This is a genomic window from Humibacter sp. (assembly GCF_051954055.1).
Classification (GTDB): domain Bacteria; phylum Actinomycetota; class Actinomycetes; order Actinomycetales; family Microbacteriaceae; genus Humibacter.
This window is the reverse complement of the sequence record NZ_JBQCIE010000133.1, coordinates 1-15,985: the sequence shown is the minus strand read 5'-3', so window position 1 is coordinate 15,985 and position 15,985 is coordinate 1. Positions and strand designations below refer to the sequence as shown.

Here is a 15,985-nt window from a genome sequence, read left to right as displayed (position 1 = left end):
GCGCGCGCTCGCCGAGTACCTCGACCGGGGCGACTCCGCCCGGGCGGTGCGCAGCGCCGGGGCACGTTCCCGGCCCCGCCGCCAGTATCTGGAACGCGCCGTCGCCGAACGGATGCCCGCAGCCCGCGTCACCGGCATGCCCGCCGGGCTGCACTGCCTGCTCGAGTTGCCTGACGGCATCCAGGAGTCCGACGTGATGCGGCGTGCGGATGCCGTCGGAATCGCGCTCGAGGGGCTGCAGACGTATCGCATGCCCGCACGTGAACCGGTGCGCGCGGAAGGCGTCGCAGCTAGACCACCGGCCATGGTCGTGGGCTTCGGCGCTCCGCCGCCCCACCTGTTCGAGCAGGCGGTGGAGGCCGCGCTCGCCGCGATCGCCGCCGCGAGTCGCCGATATCGCGGCCGCGCCCGCTCACCGGCTCCATCGGCTCGGCAGAGCGAGCGAGCTCGCTCTGCTCTCGCCTCAGTCGCCGATATCGCGGCTGCGCCGCTCACCGGCTCCATCGGCTCGGCAGAGCGAGCGAGCTCGCTCTGCTCTCGCCTCAGTCGCCGATAACCTTGCAGGGTGACCGAGAACTCCACCAGCACCTACCGCGAGGCCGGCGTCGACACCGCTGCGGGCGACCTCGCCGTCGAGCTCATGAAGTCCGCGGTCGCGAAGACGCACGGACCCGAAGTGCTGGGCGGCGTCGGCGGATTCGCGGGCTTGTTCGACGCATCCGTGCTGCGCGGGTATCGACGTCCCCTGCTGGCCACCTCGACCGACGGTGTCGGCACCAAGGTGGCCATCGCGCAGGCGCTCGACAAGCACGACACCATCGGGCAAGACCTGGTCGGCATGGTGGTGGACGACATCGTGGTGGTCGGCGCACGGCCCCTGTTCATGACGGACTACATCGCGTGCGGCAAGGTCGTGCCGGAGCGCATCGCCGACATCGTGCGCGGCATCGCTGCCGCGTGCTCAGAGACGCGCACGGCGCTGGTCGGCGGAGAGACCGCCGAGCATCCCGGGCTTCTCGGGGTGGATGACTACGACGTGGCGGGTGCGGCGACCGGCGTCGTGGAAGCGGATACCGTACTCGGCCCGGAGAAGGTGCGGAACGGCGACGTCGTGCTCGCCCTGGGCAGCTCCGGTCTGCACTCCAATGGCTACTCGCTGGTGCGGCACATCCTGGCGAAGCGGAACATCGCCTTCACCGATCGGCTCGACGAGCTCGGTGGCATCGTCGGTGAGGCGCTGCTCGAACCGACGAGGCTCTACACCGCACCGCTGCTTCGCGTGCTCGCGTCGCCGAGCGGGGCATCCGTGCACGCGCTCTCGCACGTGACAGGCGGAGGCATCGCGGCGAACCTGGCGCGCGTGCTGCCCCGTGGCGCGTGGATCGACGTCGACCGCTCGACCTGGTCGCCCTCGCCGGTGTTCCGAGTGCTCAGCGACCTCGCCGGAACGACGCTGCAGAGCGCCGAAGGCACCTGGAACCTGGGCATCGGCTTCTTCGCGGTCGTCGAAGCGGATGCCGCGCCCGCCGTCATCTCGACCCTCGCGGTGGACGGCATCCCCGCCTGGCGGGTCGGCACGGTCTCCACCGCAGATCACGACCTCGCCGGCTACGAGCAGGGTGCCAAGGGCGTCGATGGGGGCGCAGTGCGCCTCGTCGGGCAGTACTCCGCAGCCTGACCGCGGCGCATCCCCCGGCACAGGGGCTGGCATCTCTGTGCGTCTTCACAGACAATGTGAGGAATGTTCATCGCGTTGGCGGTTCCGACGCTGGGGGTGAGCAGCAACGTGGCGAGGGGGAGCGTCATGACCGATCAGAGTGGATCAGAAGCAACCGACCACGGCGGCGTGCGGCCGAAGAACATCGTCATCTGCCTGGACGGCACGAACAACGAGCTCGACAACCATCCGACGAACGCGGCGAAGATCTTCATGATGCTCGATCTCGACCATCCGGATGAACAGGTCGCGTACTACGACCCAGGCGTAGGCACGCTGCCCTCCGCGGGTGCAGTGGGCAAGATCGGCAAGTGGTGGTCGCAGGTCGGCGGCCTCGCGTTCGGCTGGGGCATGAAGGGCAAGGTCAGCCAGGCGTATGCGTGGCTGATGGATCGCTATCGACCGGGCGACCGCGTCTACATCTTCGGCTTCAGCCGAGGCGCGTTCACCGCACGAGCGCTTGCCGGTCTGCTCGCCTGCCCCGGGATGCTCAGAGCCGGCTCCTCCAACCTGGTCGCCTATGCGGTCAAGGAGTACGTGAAGCCGATCGGCACGAAGAAGGCGATCGCGGCACGGAACCGGGAAGCGGAGGCGTTCGCGGATGCGCTCTGCTGGGGAACGAGGGCCGATCCCGTGGTGGGCCCAGCCGCCGAAGGGCGTGACCAGTTCTTCAACCGGCTCGCAACGAAGAGCATCCATGCGGTGCCGATCGAATACCTGGGCATCTGGGACACCGTCGAAGCCTGGGCAGGCGGCCTCGGAAGGCTCGATTGGGCCGACACGTCGAGCCTTTGGAACGTCAGGCGCCTCAGACATGCCGTCGCCATCGACGAATGGCGTCGCCCATACCGCTACGTCCCGGTCGATCGCGAAGACCGCTTCGAAGAGGTCTGGTTCTCAGGCGTGCACTGCGATGTCGGCGGCACGTTCGACAACGACCATCTCGCGACCATCGCGCTCAAGTGGGTGTTCGACGGTGCAGGCGACGCACTCCTGCTTCGCGACGGACAGAGGGCGGAGGTCTACGCGAAGCACTGCACCGTGCAGAACTCGTACGCCACCGAGAAGGAGGCGCTTCATTCGGACTTCTGGGCATGGCGGATGCTGGGCCCGTACCGTCGGCCGATTCCCGACGATGCGATCCTGCACTGGTCGGTGCGCGAGCGCCGTGCGGCCGACCCGTCCTACCTGCCGAACCTCGCGAACGCGGATGCACCGGATCGCTGGGCGGACGAGACGTGGGCCGTCCCCGCCGTCTCGCCGCCGGAGCCCGTGGGGAGCGTCACCGTCAGCAGGTGACTCAGGCGCCTGGCCCGTTCTTCCCGGTCGCACTGGTGCTCACGCGACCGCCGTTCGCGGTCACGCCGATCTCGACACCCGATCCGATCCCACCGAGCACGCCGCTGGCATCCACGGTGATCTCCGCCGTAGCGGAGCCCCCGGGAGGAATGCTCGCGGCGACCGGAACCGGGAACTTGTTCGGATCGCGTCCCGTGACAGGGGGCTGCCCCAGCACCTGCACCCTGCCGTCGGCGCGCCACTGCACGGAGTCGAACCGCACGTCGCGAGCCGCACCCGCGCCGGTGTTGTTCACCGTGACCTTCCACGTTCCCTTGCTGTTGCCCACCTTGCTGATCAGCTCGGCAGCGGCAGTCAGCTCCGCGTTTCCCGGCGCACGACTCTCGTCGACCTCGAGCAGGATGGTGTCCCACCCCAAGCCGTTGCCCGCCGGAGTGCCGTTTCCGCGGGTGAACGTGATGGTGTTCGTCCCCACAACCAGCGCACTGGCCGGGAACGTCAGTACGGCCGTTCGCGGATAACCGCTACGGTCCGCCTGACGCGCGATCGTCGAGTCGTTGTTGTTCGGCAGCGATCCGGTGATCACCGAGGAGTCGCCGTTCACGGCGACAGTCGGTCGAGCGCCCTGCTGCATCGCGGTCGCCACCGTGAGGTACGCCGTGCCGGTGAGCTCGCGATCGAGAGGGAACGACATCGTCCACGTGCCGCCCTGTGTCTGGGCGTAGTACCAATCGGTGGGTTCCCAGCTCTCGCCGACGATGAACGCCAATGTGCCGGGCACCTCGCTCGGCTTCTCGTACGCGCGTGGCTCGGAGTGCACCGGGGACTTCGTCGCAAGGGCGAACTCCTGCGTGCTGCGGTCCGAGCGGCCGATCTGCCACAGGAACGTCGACCTGTTCGTCGGAGTCCAGGTGATCGTGCCCAGGTCTGTCGTCTTGCCGGCGATCGTGATCCCGGTCTGCTGATACTGGTCCACCACGGAACCCTTGGATGCGAACGCGTACAGGGTGTACGTGCCGGGCGTCTTGGTTCCGGGAGCCCACGCCGGCGGGATGCCCGGCAGGGAGAACGTGCCATCGGCCGCCGTCTTCACCCAGTACGTCGGCTCGTGGATCGTGTAGACATCCGCCACGGTCTGCGTCGACAGCAGCACGTAGAAGCCATCCGCCGGTCGACCGTCTGCGAGCCGCAGCGTGCCGGTGACGCGCGATCGGGAGCCCGGGTCCGGGTAGAGGTCGTCGACGACCCACGAGGCGCCCGCGCGGTTCTCGGCGATCTCCGTCTGAGCCGCGGCGGCTGCATTGGCGATGACCTCGGCATCCGTCGCGCCCGTGGAGATGTGGGTGTACCACGGCCCGTAGAGACGCCGATAGCCCTGGCCGAGTTGGTAACTCGGCAGGCCGTAGTGGTTCGCGCCGAAGTAGTTCAGAATGAGCGCGTCCTGGTGGATGGCGAGGTCCTGATGGTTGGGACCGACACCGTAGAACGCGCACAGCGTGTCTTCGGTGACACCGCCGAGCGGGGTGAGCCAGGCGCCGAACCCGTGACCGTAGTGGCCGAACATCGGGTTCTCGTGGTGGTAAAGGCTCCAGTTGTATTTCGTGTAGACGTAACCGGCAGGAAGGTTGCCCGAGTTGTCCTCAGGCGACGGCAGGTTCGGATTGTTGATGCCGTCCACGCGCCAGGTCTCGTCTTGCACCTTCTCCTGCGTGGCGAGGTAGGCATACGTCGGCTGCTTGCCGCTGCCACGTTCCCAGTTGTAGGCGTTGTCGAGGATCGCGCGATCCCAACGGGCGTTCATGCGCACCTCGTTGATGGAAGTGGCCACCGCAGCCGTGAGGATGTCGTACCCGTACAGGCCGCGCTTGCCGCGGCGCATGATCAGATGGTGCTCGTGCTGGAGGGGAGTGCTGGTCGTATCGAGGAAGGCGACCTCGACGAGGTCGCGAGAGGCGCGCAGCACGCGCACCTCGGTGCAGACCAGCCGCGTCTTGCCGCCGCTCGCGTCGATGTAGAACGAGTGCTGGCGATCCGGGTCACGGGGGTCGACGCCGTTGAGATTGTGCGCGAGCTCGGTGCCGTCAACGACGACGGACGTGGCCGTGATCGAGGTGTCCGTCCACCCGGTGACGACGCCGCCGGCCCCATCGTCACGACCGAACGTGAACGTCACCAGGCTGTTGTCGAGAACGAGCGACGGCACCTGGTCGGGGAACGCATAGCTCCCCACAGCGGCGGGACGATCGCCGATCGTCACGCTGACGTCCCCCGGCGCGCTCGGCGTTTCGGCGGCGTGCGCGGCAACCGCCGCGCCTGCATTGGCGACAACGGCGCCCGCCGTCACCGCACCGAAGAGCCCCAGCGCCGAACGGCGGGACAACCCCTGCTTCCCCAACTCCATGAACTGCTCCCTTGCCGTTCCACGGTGTAAATGAATCGTTTCACACGCAAGACGGGAGCCTACACCCGTGGGTGCCTCTTATGGGGGTCTCCGTCGCCTGGCAGACTCCTTCTCGTGGATGCGACATTCGACGACCTCGTGGCGGAGGGCGAGGCGGTGCCCACCGAAGGGTGGGACTTCTCCTGGTTCGACGGCCGGGCGACCGAGGAGCGTCCGAGCTGGGGCTACGCGAGGCGGGCATCCGTTCGCGCGAGCGCGGCGCGCAGTGCACTCGACGTGCAGACGGGCGGCGGCGAGGTGTTCGCCGGGATCCTCCGCGGAGCGAGCCCGGCCCCGATCCGCGTCGCAGCGACCGAGGGATGGCCGCCCAACGTGCCCATCGCACGTGACGCCCTCGCGGCCTTCGGCGGCACAGTGATCCCGTCAGACGAGGATGCCCCGCTGCCGTTCGACGACGAGAGCTTCGCGCTCGTGCTGAGCAGGCATCCCGTCCCCGGCAGGGAGAACCTCGCGGAAGTGCATAGGGTGCTCGAGCCCGGCGGTACCTATCTGTCGCAGCAGATCGGAGAACGGTCGAATGCGGAGCTGTACGAGTTCCTGCTCGGGCCGCAGCCGGTGGACCCGGTGCCCCGCATCGAGAAGCTGCGCGCGCAGACCGGCGATGCGGGACTCGACGTCGTCGAGCTGCGCGAGGAGCGCACCCGCATCGAGTTCTACGACGTCGCCGCGGTCGTGCACTTCCTGCGCAAGGTGATCTGGACGGTGCCGGACTTCACGGTGGAGGAGTACCGCGACCGGCTGCGCGACATCCACGACGTCATCCGGCGCGACGGCGCGTTCGTCTGCCACAGCAGCCGCATCCTGCTCGAGGCGCGCCGCCCGGCGTAGCCGGGTGTGCTCCGACGCGCCACACTGCACCGAGACTGGGTGTATGCGCTGACCCTGGCCGCATAGCACCTAGCGTCAGCGCATACACCTAGTCTCGCTGGCCGGGGGCTCGCCGCCGGGCGCCCGCCGAGCGTGACAAATGTCACGGGCGCGACGTGATGCACGGCCGAGGCACGGGCATCCGTCGGCCGCTTCGATGGAAGCGTGAACACGACACCAGACACTGTTCCCCCGGCCATCAGGTTGGCGGGTCTGCGCAAGACCTTCGGGTCCATCACCGCGGTCGACGGCATCGACCTGACGATCCGACAGGGTGAAGTCGTCGCGCTGCTCGGCCCGAACGGTGCGGGCAAGTCGACCACGATCGACCTCGCGCTCGGTCTCGCCTCACCCAACGCCGGCACCGCGACACTCTTCGACGGCGAGCCGCGTTCGGCCATCGCTGCGGGCCGCGTCGGCGCCATGCTGCAGGGCGGCGCACTGCTGCCCGATCTCACCGTGTCGCAGGCGGTGCGGCTGATCGCGGCCGCGCACCGGCATCCGCTCTCCGTCGCCGAGGCCCTCGAGCGTGCGAAGTGCACCGAAATCGCGAAGCAGAAGGTGAGCAAGCTCTCCGGCGGTCAGATGCAGCGTGCGCGGTTCGCTGTCGCGATCGTCTCGAACCCCGACCTCATGTTCCTCGACGAGCCGACGGCCGCGATGGACGTCGAGGCGCGGCACACGTTCTGGCAGTCCATGCGTGAGTTCACGGATGCCGGCCGAACGGTGGTGTTCGCCACTCACTACCTTGACGAGGCGGATGCCTATGCCGACCGCATCGTGATGATGGCCGGCGGCCGCGTGGTCGCCGACGGCACCCCCGGTGAGGTGAAGGCGGTCGTGTCGGGCAGGCGCATCAGGGCATCCTTCGACTTCGCCTGGACCCCGGCGGTGGAGGCCGAGTTGTACGAGTTGCCTGGTGTACGCAGCGTCGAGCGTCGAGGCGACGTGCTGACGCTGGTGAGCGACGACTCCGACGCCGCGCTGCGCACCCTGCTCTCGAACCACCACGACGTGCACGACATCGAGGTGACCGCGCACTCGATGGACGACGCGTTCCTCGCGCTGACGGCGGGGCCCGGCCAGCGGGAGGCGCAAGAAATCCTCGCAGAGCACGACACCACTTTGATCGGAGACCGCTCATGAGCATCGCCTACCTCGGACTCGAGTCCGCCCGCCAGCTGAAGAACGTTCGCTCACTGGTATTCACGTTCGCCGTTCCACTCGTGATGCTGCTGCTGTTCGGCGGCATCTACGGTGCGAGCGGTGCCGTCGACAAGGTCACCGGACTTCCCTGGATCGCCGTCACCACTGTGCAGATGGCGGGATACGGCGGCATGATGGCCGCGCTCGGCCAGGCGTTCACGATCGTGACCGAACGCAACGTCGGCTGGAACCGGCAGTTGCGCATCACGGCGCTGAACGGCGTGGGTTACATGATCTCCAAGGTCGCCGCGGCGCTCCTGGTCGCTCTGATCAGCATCATCGCGCTCATCGTCGTCTCGGTCTGCGTCTTCCACACCACCCTGACGTTCGGGGCGTGGACGATGGCGGCGCTCGGGCTCTGGCTCGGCGTCATCCCGTTCGCGTTCATCTCGGTGCTGATCGGTCAGTTCGCGAAGCCGAACTACGCCCAGCCCCTGTTCATGGTGATCTTCTTCGGCATGGCCATCCTCGGCGGCCTGTGGGTTCCCCTCTCCGTTCTGCCGTCGTGGATGACGAACGTGGCGCAGGTCGTGCCGTCGTACTGGCTGAACCGCCTCGGCCAGATGGGGGCGCACCTCTCCGGCGACGTGCTGGAGCCGATCCTCGTGCTGCTCGGCTGGACGGTCGCACTCGGCGCGCTCATCGTCTGGTGCTACCGCCGCGACGCGGCGCGTCAGTGACGGCCGCCCCTACGCTGATGAGCGTGAACGCGTCGATCGAGTCACGGATGCCTGTGCAGGGTCCGCTGGCGCAGAGCGTCGCGAGGCTGCGCCACCGCGGTGCGAAGCGCTGGTACCGGAGCTCCGTGTGGGGCCTCGTCTACCTGGCCATCCCGCTGGTCCTGATCTGGTCCGGCAAGAGCGACGTCGCCGGATCAGTGCTGCTGACAGCGCTCATCGTGCTGATCGCCGCGCTCTACCTCGTCATGCCGCCGCTGATGTGGGGGCGCCCCTGGTACGCCTCCGGCATCGGCTACCTGGCGTTCATCGGGGTCACGTGCCTGGGCATCCCGTTCATCGGCGAAGACGTCATCTGGTTCTGGATCTACGTCCCCGTCATGGCCGCCATGAGCTGGCAGCCGCGCTGGTTCATGATCGCGACCATCGTCGCGATCGGCCTCGCCCAGCTCGTCGTCATGGGCGTCACGGGAACGTTCGGCGTGTACTGGTACGCCGCGGCGCTCACGGCATCCATCGGCATCATGATGTTCGCGTTCGGCCAGCAACTGCAGGCGATGCAGAAGCTGCGGGATGCCCAGGGCGAGATCGCGAGACTCGCCGTCGTCGACGAGCGGGAGCGCTTCGCCCGCGACATGCACGATGTGCTCGGCCACTCGCTCACCGTGGTCACGGTGAAGAGCGAGCTGGCGCGCAAGCTGGTGGCGAGGGATCCGGAGCGCGCGGAAGAAGAACTCGCCGACATCGAGCGACTCTCCCGAGCGGCGCTGGCCGACCTGCGGGCATCCGTCGCGGGGTACCGCGCGATGACGCTGGAGACCGAACTCTCGGCCGCGCACGCGGCGCTCGTGGCGGCGGACGTCGTGCCGCACCTGCCGGCATCCGCTGACGTCGTCTCGCCGGAGTTGCGTGAGACGTTCGCGTGGGTGCTGCGCGAGTCGGTCACCAACGTCGTGCGGCACGCGCGGGCGAAGAACTGCTGGGTGGCGTTGGAGAAGAGGGCGATCATCATCGGAGACGACGGTCGCGGGATGGCGGCGCCGGTGCTGGCCGGAGTCACCTCAGGGCAAGGGCACGGCGTCGAGGGCATGCGGGAGCGGGCCGCGAAGGTGGGAGCGACAGTGACGATCGAGCCCGGTGAGGATGGCGGCACCACTGTGGCGGTGCGTGCACCGGGCTCGGGAGGTGCGGCGTGACGGAGCCCATCCGGCTGCTGCTCGCCGACGATCAGGCGCTCGTGCGGGGAGCGCTCGCCGCCCTTCTCGACCTCGAACCCGACCTCGAGGTCGTTGCCCAGGTGGGTCGCGGCGACGAGGTTCTGGATGCAGCGCGCGACTCCGACGCGCAGGTCGCTCTGCTCGACGTGGAGATGCCGGGCCTGGACGGCCTCGCCGCGGCCGAGCTGCTGCATCGCCGGCTGCCCGCGTGCCGGTCGCTGATCGTGACGACGTTCGGCCGCCCCGGATACCTGCGCCGCGCCATGGAGGCCGGCGCGAGCGGTTTCGTCGTGAAGGACACACCGGCCGCACAGCTGGCGGACGCGGTGCGGCGCGTGGCGCAGGGACTGCGGGTCGTGGACCCGGCGCTGGCGGCGGAGTCGCTGGCATCCGGTGTCTCACCGCTCACCCAGCGCGAGACCGAGGTGCTGCGGGTGGCGGCGCGCGGCGGCACCGTGAACGAGATCGCGCGTGAGCTGCACCTCTCGGAGGGCACGGTGCGCAACCACCTGTCCGCGGCGATCGGCAAGACCGGCGCTCGCAACCGAGCGGATGCCGCGGCGCAGGCTTCCGCCAACGGCTGGCTCTAGCGTCGGTCGTTGACGGCGGGCGCCGCCACCCGTCCATAACTCCTGCAGAATCACCCGCGGTCGGGCGCGCACCCGGAAGATGCCGCCCAGCCACGTCTCGATCCGGCCGATCTGCAGGAGTTATGAACGCGCGCCGACGGCAGAGCAGAAACGCGCACCCTTGCAGGTACGCAAAACGCACACCCCTGCAGGTACGCAAAACGCGCACCCCTGCAGGTACGCAAAACGCGCACCCCTTCGGGGATGCGCGTCGCGTTGTGTGTGCGGCTCAGCCCGCCGAGCGCTCCTGATGCTCGTAGTCGTCGTCGCGCTGCCCGTCGGACTCGTAGTCGGCCCACGCCGCGTAACGGTCGTCGTCGTGGGAGTGCCCCGTGAGCTCGCGCTCGAGCTGGTTGTAGTCGACGGCAGGGCTGTACGACTTCAGCTCACGAGCGATCTTGGTGTGCTTTGCCTTCTGACGGCCGCGCCCCATGCGAGACCCCCTCACGATGACAGGCCCGGGGCGATTCGCGCACTCTCGGGACTATGGACGGGAAACAAAAACTAGCGGCAAGTTTAGCATGGGACCCCTGATCAGCCCGGCCCCACGTTCCCAGTCGTACGTGATGGTATATAGCGTGTCCCCAGTCCCCGCCCGCACTCAGGTGACGATCATCGGAGCAGGTCAGGCCGGCCTCGCGGTGGCGTATTACCTTCGGCGGTTCCAGCTCGAACCCGACCTGGACTTCGTCGTGCTCGACCGCGGACCAGGCACGGGCGGCGCGTGGCAGTTCCGCTGGGATGCGCTACGTCTGGGCAGCGCGCACAAGGTGAACGACCTGCCCGGTATGGCCGACCTGGGCATCAGCTTCGAGACCGCGGACCGCACGCTGCCGGCCAAGGACATCGTCGCCGGCTATTACCGACGCTACGAGGATCACTTCGGCCTCAAGGTGCACCGTCCGGTGGCGGCGACGGCCGTCGTCAATCGCGGGGCCGATCTCGTCGTGCAGCACACCGAGGGGGAGACCGCGACCCAGGTGCTGGTGAACGCGTCGGGAACGTGGGGCTCGCCGTTCGTGCCGTACTACCCGGGAGCCAACACATTCCGTGGACGGCACGTACACACGAACGGCTACGTGTCGGCCGAGGAGTTCCGCGGGCAGGACGTCGTCGTGGTCGGCGGCGGAACGAGTGCCGTCGGGTTCCTCCTTGAGCTGGAGGATGTCGCGGCGACGGTGTCGTGGGCATCCCGCCGCCCGATCGACTTCAGCACCGACCACGTGCGCACCATCGAGGGCGGGGTGGCCGTCGTGCGCGATGCGGATGCCGCCGCCCGCGCCGGTCGCGCGCTGCCCAGCGTCGTGAGCTCGACCGGGGTGCCGCTCACGCGCAAGGTGGCCGCCGGGATCTCGCGTGGCATCCTCAAGGAGCGTCCGATGTTCGTCTCGCTCGAGCCCGATGGCGTGCGGTGGGCGGACGGTTCGTTCACTCAGGCGGATGCCATCATCTGGGCCACCGGGTTCCGGCCCGAGTTGCGCCACCTCTCGCCGCTGAAGCTGCGCGAGAAGCAGGGCGGCTATCAGGTCGAGTCCGGGCAGGTGTGGACGGATGCCCGCATCTTCCTCGCCGGCTACGGCCCGTACGCCTCGACGATCGGCGCGAACCGGTCGGGCCGGGTGATAGCCCGCCAGATCATGGCGTTGCTCTGAGACCTACCGTGGGTTGAGTCCGTCCAAACCGGTCGCCTCGGCATGATCATCGGCAGCCAGCACCTCGAAGGCTCGGCCGCGTACCTGCAAGCCCGACACGCGGATCACACCCGCACCGGGCGCCGGCTCCGCGACCAGCTCGCCGCCGTCCGGCCGTAGCCCGAGCCGCGCGGCCAGCACCGCGACGGCGGCCGCCGCAGACCACGCCTGTGGCCGACACGCCGCGGGGTATGGAGCCGGCACGGTCGTGTCGCGCGCCGAGTCGCCGGAGTGCAGCTCGGGCATCCGGAACTCGAACCGCTCGGCCGCGCGCAGCAGCCCCTCGACGAGGCTCTCCGCACGATCGCCGAGGCCCGCGCGCACGAGCCCGGTGATCGCGATCGCGGTGTCGTGCGTCCACACCGAGCCGCCGTGGTAGCTGAGAGGCCAGTACCCGGCGGAGTCGGTCGACATGGTGCGCAGGCCGAAGCCGGAGTCGAGCCGGGGAGAGAGCAGCCGGTCGGCGACCTCCCGCTCCTCGTGGGCATCCAGGATGCCGGTGCCCAGCAGGTGCCCGATGTTGCTGGTGAGCGTGTTCACGCGGCGCTTGTCGGCGTCGAGCGCGACGGCCGGGTAGCGTCCGCCTTCCGGGTCGTCGACCCAGAACGCGTCCGCGAACCGCTCCTTGATGCGTGCCGCCCACGCACGCCACTCGGGCGCCCCTGGCCGTTCGAAGTGCTCGAGCAGTTCGGCGCCGTGCACCGCAGCCTCGTATGCGTACGCCTGCACCTCGCACAGCGCGATCGGACCCTCTGCGAGGGTGCCGTCGCGCCACTGGATCGAGTCGCCCGAGTCCTTCCAGCCCTGGTTCGCCAGGCCGTGCCCGGTGCTGTCGACGTACTCGAGAAAGCCGTCGTGGTCGCTGTCGCCGTAGTCGCGCATCCAGCCGAGCGCTGCCTCGAGGTTCGGCAGCAGGGAGCGGATGTCCGCCTCGCCCGCGCCCCACTTCCAGGCGTCGTACAGCAGGCAGACCCACAGCGGCGTGGCGTCGATGGTGCCGAAGTAAAGAGGCGGCAGCGTGACGCCCTCGCCCGGCAGGTCCAGCTCGGCGGCGCGCAGTTCGTGCATGATCTTGCCCGGCTGCTCCGCCGTCTGCGGGTCGATGCGCGTGCCCTGCGCGGCCGCTAACACCCGGAGAGTGGACAGCGCGGGAGCGGTCGAGACGGGCAGCAGGAAGCGCGCCGCCCAGAGCGAGTCCCGGCCGAACAGCGTGAAGAACCACGGCGCGCCGGCCGCGAGGAACTCTTCGCCGGGCGCGAGCTTCGACGTCATCCGCAGGGCGTCGAGGTCCGACACGGCGGCCGTGACCCAGCGGGCCAGGCGCGAGTCGCCGCTGGCGACCGCGAGGTCGCGCCAGGCAGGTGCGCCAGACGCGCCGGCGACGACGGCCGAGGCATCCGCCAGCGCGACGCGCCACTCCAACGCCACGGATCCGTGCGGTGGGAGCTCCACGTTCCACTCGACGACCGCACCGGCCTCCGTGGCCCGCGGTGCGGCATCCGTCGCCCGGAGGGTGGCCGTCGTGGGGCCGCTGGCCCAGGCGATGCGGTCGCCCGTCTGCTGCGACGCCCACTCGTAGGAGCGGCGGATGCCCGCCTTCACGTCCTGCATCGGGGCGAAGTCCGGCCGCAGATCGACCGCGATCGTGGTGCGCACGGCGACATCGCGCGCCGAGGTGATCACGATCCGCTCGATAAGGGCGTCCGCCTGCGTCTCACGTGTGCGGTCGATGCGCACCCGCGGGTCGGCGCCGGTCCCGTCCAGGTGCCGAAGAACGCCGGTGAACGTGGTGACGGATGCGCCGTCGCGGGCCACCGAGATCCACTCCGGTCGCTCGCCGTCGGCCGTCAGCGTCACCTCGTGCAGCACCCGAACGTCGCCGTGATACAGGCCGTGGATGGCCGCTGCCCGAGGGTCGGCCGCGTGCCCGGCGTCGCCGCTGCGGTCGGACCAGAACTGTGTCGGCGCACGCAGCACGATCACCTGGTCGTCGAGGAAGGGCTGGCGGTCGCGGTGCATGGGTCCCCTCTGAGTTGTCGCGTGTCGCGTCGTCACTCCTTCACCGCGCCCTCGCTGGTGTTCATGATGCGGCGCTGAAAGATGAAGAACATCACGGCGACCGGAATGGTCATGATCGCCGCCGCCGCGAGCTTCAGCGGATACTGCGTGCCCGCGCTGAGCTGGCCGCTGGCGAGGGATGCCACACCCTTGGTCAGCGTCGTCAGCTGCGGGTTCTGCGTGGAGATGATGAAGTGGCTCAGCTCGTTCCACGAACCCTGGAACGACAGGATCACGATCGTGATCAGCGCGGGGGTCGCCATCGGCAGCACGACGGACCAGAACACCCGGAACGTGCCCGCGCCGTCTATGCGCGCCTGCTCCTCGACGCTCACCGGGATCGACTCGAAGAAGTTCTTCATGATGAAGACGCCCGCGGCATCCACCAGAAGCGGCAGGATCATGCCGGTGTACGAGTCGTAGATGCCGAGCGTGTTGATCACGAGGAACTTGGGGATGAGCAGCACCACCATCGGAACGCTCATCACGGCGATCAGCGCCGCGAACACCACGCTGCGCCCCCGGAAGTGCAGCCGGGCCAGCGCGTAGCCGGCCAGCGAGTCGAAGAACACCCGCCCGATCGTGACGAAGACGGTGACGATCACGGAGTTCTTGAACCAGAGCGGAAAATCCGAGTTCACGAACAGCTTCTGGTACGCGGCGATCGTCCACGTCTGCGGGAGAAGGGATGCCGCATTGCTGGCGGCATCCGGGTCCGTCTTGAACGACGTCGCCACCTGGATCAGGAACGGGTAGATGTACACAGCAGCGATCGCGATCAGCACGACGTACAGCACGATGCGTGCCGCGAGCGCCTTGCCGGTAAGCCGGTGCCGCTGCGGCTTCGACGGATGTCCGGCATCCGTCGTTCCTTCGCCCGCGGTCGTGAGGATGGCTGCGTTCGACGTCGTCATCGTGCCGTCCCCTTCGCTCGGGCTGCCGTCTCGCGCGAGTACGCACGCTGCCTGCGCTTCGACACCTTCTTGTCGCGGAGGATCCAGCGCTGCAGCAGCGTGAAGGCGACGATGATCACGAACAGGATGAACGCGATCGCGGCACCCTGCCCCCATGCCTGGTTCTGGAACGCGCTCTGATACGAGAGGTAGGCCGGCGTGAGCGTGGTCTTGGCCGGGTTGCCCTGGGTGCCGGTGTAGATCTGATCGAAGACCTGCCAGCATCCGATCAAGCCGAGCGTGAGCACGGTGAACAGCGTCGGTCGCAGCTGCGGAAGGGTCACCCGCCAGAACCTCTTCCACGCGTTCGCGCCATCCATCATGGCCGCCTCGTCGATGTCGGGACTGAGGTTCTGCAGGGCGGCGACGAACAAGAGCATGAACGTGCCGCTCGTGGTGAAGATGGCCATCACGATGAAGGCGAACATCGCCACCGACGGGCCGCCGAGCCAGTCCCAGAACGAGACGCCGAGGAACGAGTTCTGCGTGAGGAACGCCGGTCCGTTCTGCACGCCCACGGCCGACAGTCCGTCTTGGATGAGGCCGCTCGGCTCGTTGAACCAGTTCGGGCCCTTGATGCCCGCCCACGCCAGGACCTGGTTGACGGTTCCGGTGGTGCTGAACAGGAACAGCCACAGCACGGTGATCGCGACCGAGCTCGTCACCGACGGGAAGTAGTACGCGGTGCGGAAGAAGCCGCGGCCGCGCAGCAGAGCGCGGTTCACGAGCAACGCGAGCACGAGCGAGAGCGCCGTCTGCAGCGGCACCACGAAGATCACGTACCAGACGTTGTTCTTCAGCGCTGTGCCGAAGTCGCTCTCCGCGAGCCCTCCGCCGTTCAGGATCGTCGAGTAGTTCTTCAGCCCGACGAAATGCACGCCGGAGGAGAACGGGCTGCCGCGTCCGCCCCAGTCCGAGAAGCTCACCCAGAGCGCCATGATCACCGGGATCACCAGGAACACGCCGAGGATGATCAGCACCGGTGCCGTGAACAGCCACCCGGATGCCGCCTCGGCGCGCCCGAAAACCACCAAAAACGCCCGGGGCAGAGGGGCCCCGGAAAGAAGGATAAAGACCCCCGGGGGGCGCGGCGGTTAGGGGCGGGGACCGGGGGGGCCGAGGCGGCATCCGGGTGGCTGTTCACGGCACCGGTGCTGACCATCCTCGGCGTGTTCCTGGTGATCCCGGTGATCATGGCGCTCTGGGTGAG

General features: G+C 68.6%; 13 protein-coding genes and 1 pseudogene. 9 read left to right on the top strand and 5 right to left on the bottom strand.

Going from position 1 to position 15,985, the window contains the following annotated elements; all coding sequences use genetic code 11:
* The 3 genes and pseudogenes from ACTHNC_RS17405 to ACTHNC_RS17395 form a co-directional block, all read left to right on the top strand.
* A pseudogene (locus tag ACTHNC_RS17405) lies at positions 1-556 on the top strand (hypothetical protein); the annotation flags it as partial.
* Positions 557-565: 9 nt separating this feature from the next.
* Complete coding sequence (gene purM / locus ACTHNC_RS17400) at positions 566-1,678, top strand: phosphoribosylformylglycinamidine cyclo-ligase (protein ID WP_440295888.1); 1,113 nt, start codon at positions 566-568, stop codon at positions 1,676-1,678.
* A 126-nt stretch (positions 1,679-1,804) separates the two neighbouring features.
* A complete protein-coding gene (locus ACTHNC_RS17395; RefSeq protein ID WP_440295887.1) occupies positions 1,805-3,016 on the top strand; it encodes a DUF2235 domain-containing protein in 1,212 nt (403 codons plus the stop codon).
* Position 3,017: 1 nt separating this feature from the next.
* Here ACTHNC_RS17395 and ACTHNC_RS17390 read toward each other — a convergent pair whose 3' ends face one another.
* A complete protein-coding gene (locus ACTHNC_RS17390) occupies positions 3,018-5,417 on the bottom strand; it encodes a polysaccharide lyase family protein (RefSeq protein ID WP_440295886.1) in 2,400 nt (799 codons plus the stop codon).
* Positions 5,418-5,531: 114 nt separating this feature from the next.
* On the opposite strand from ACTHNC_RS17390, the gene ACTHNC_RS17385 reads away from it, so the two are divergent.
* From ACTHNC_RS17385 to ACTHNC_RS17365, 5 genes are all read left to right on the top strand, one after another.
* Entirely contained in the window at positions 5,532-6,305 is a 774-nt protein-coding gene (locus tag ACTHNC_RS17385) for a methyltransferase domain-containing protein (RefSeq protein WP_440295885.1), read from the top strand.
* A 204-nt stretch (positions 6,306-6,509) separates the two neighbouring features.
* The gene (locus tag ACTHNC_RS17380) at positions 6,510-7,490 is read left to right on the top strand and encodes an ABC transporter ATP-binding protein (protein ID WP_440295884.1); all 981 of its coding nucleotides are present in this window, start codon (positions 6,510-6,512) and stop codon (positions 7,488-7,490) included.
* The gene (locus ACTHNC_RS17375) at positions 7,487-8,230 is read left to right on the top strand and encodes an ABC transporter permease (protein WP_440295883.1); all 744 of its coding nucleotides are present in this window, start codon (positions 7,487-7,489) and stop codon (positions 8,228-8,230) included. The genes ACTHNC_RS17380 and ACTHNC_RS17375 overlap by 4 nt, the downstream gene beginning before the upstream one ends.
* Positions 8,231-8,253: 23 nt before the next feature.
* Positions 8,254-9,423: a sensor histidine kinase gene (locus ACTHNC_RS17370; RefSeq protein WP_440295882.1), complete on the top strand. Its 1,170-nt coding sequence runs from the start codon at positions 8,254-8,256 to the stop codon at positions 9,421-9,423.
* Positions 9,420-10,034, top strand: a complete 615-nt coding sequence (locus ACTHNC_RS17365) for a response regulator transcription factor (protein WP_440295881.1) — start codon at positions 9,420-9,422, stop codon at positions 10,032-10,034. The genes ACTHNC_RS17370 and ACTHNC_RS17365 overlap by 4 nt, the downstream gene beginning before the upstream one ends.
* A gap of 268 nt (positions 10,035-10,302) precedes the next feature.
* Here the strand turns inward: ACTHNC_RS17365 and ACTHNC_RS17360 are convergent, their stop codons facing one another.
* Positions 10,303-10,506, bottom strand: coding sequence for a DUF3073 domain-containing protein (locus tag ACTHNC_RS17360; RefSeq protein WP_440295880.1), 204 nt, complete (start codon positions 10,504-10,506; stop codon positions 10,303-10,305).
* Between the two features lie 133 nt (positions 10,507-10,639).
* Between ACTHNC_RS17360 and ACTHNC_RS17355 the strand changes: the two genes are divergently transcribed.
* The gene (locus ACTHNC_RS17355) at positions 10,640-11,725 is read left to right on the top strand and encodes an NAD(P)-binding domain-containing protein (RefSeq protein WP_440295879.1); all 1,086 of its coding nucleotides are present in this window, start codon (positions 10,640-10,642) and stop codon (positions 11,723-11,725) included.
* Between the two features lie 3 nt (positions 11,726-11,728).
* Here ACTHNC_RS17355 and ACTHNC_RS17350 read toward each other — a convergent pair whose 3' ends face one another.
* From ACTHNC_RS17350 to ACTHNC_RS17340, 3 genes are read right to left on the bottom strand one after another with little or no spacing between them, the layout of a single operon-like run.
* Positions 11,729-13,783 (bottom strand): amylo-alpha-1,6-glucosidase, encoded by a 2,055-nt coding sequence (locus tag ACTHNC_RS17350; RefSeq protein ID WP_440295878.1) that lies wholly within the window; start codon positions 13,781-13,783, stop codon positions 11,729-11,731.
* 32 nt (positions 13,784-13,815) lie between these two features.
* A complete protein-coding gene (locus ACTHNC_RS17345) occupies positions 13,816-14,736 on the bottom strand; it encodes a carbohydrate ABC transporter permease (protein WP_440295877.1) in 921 nt (306 codons plus the stop codon).
* The gene (locus tag ACTHNC_RS17340; RefSeq protein ID WP_440295876.1) at positions 14,733-15,806 is read right to left on the bottom strand and encodes a carbohydrate ABC transporter permease; all 1,074 of its coding nucleotides are present in this window, start codon (positions 15,804-15,806) and stop codon (positions 14,733-14,735) included. The genes ACTHNC_RS17345 and ACTHNC_RS17340 overlap by 4 nt, the downstream gene beginning before the upstream one ends.
* Positions 15,807-15,985: the final 179 nt, after the last annotated feature.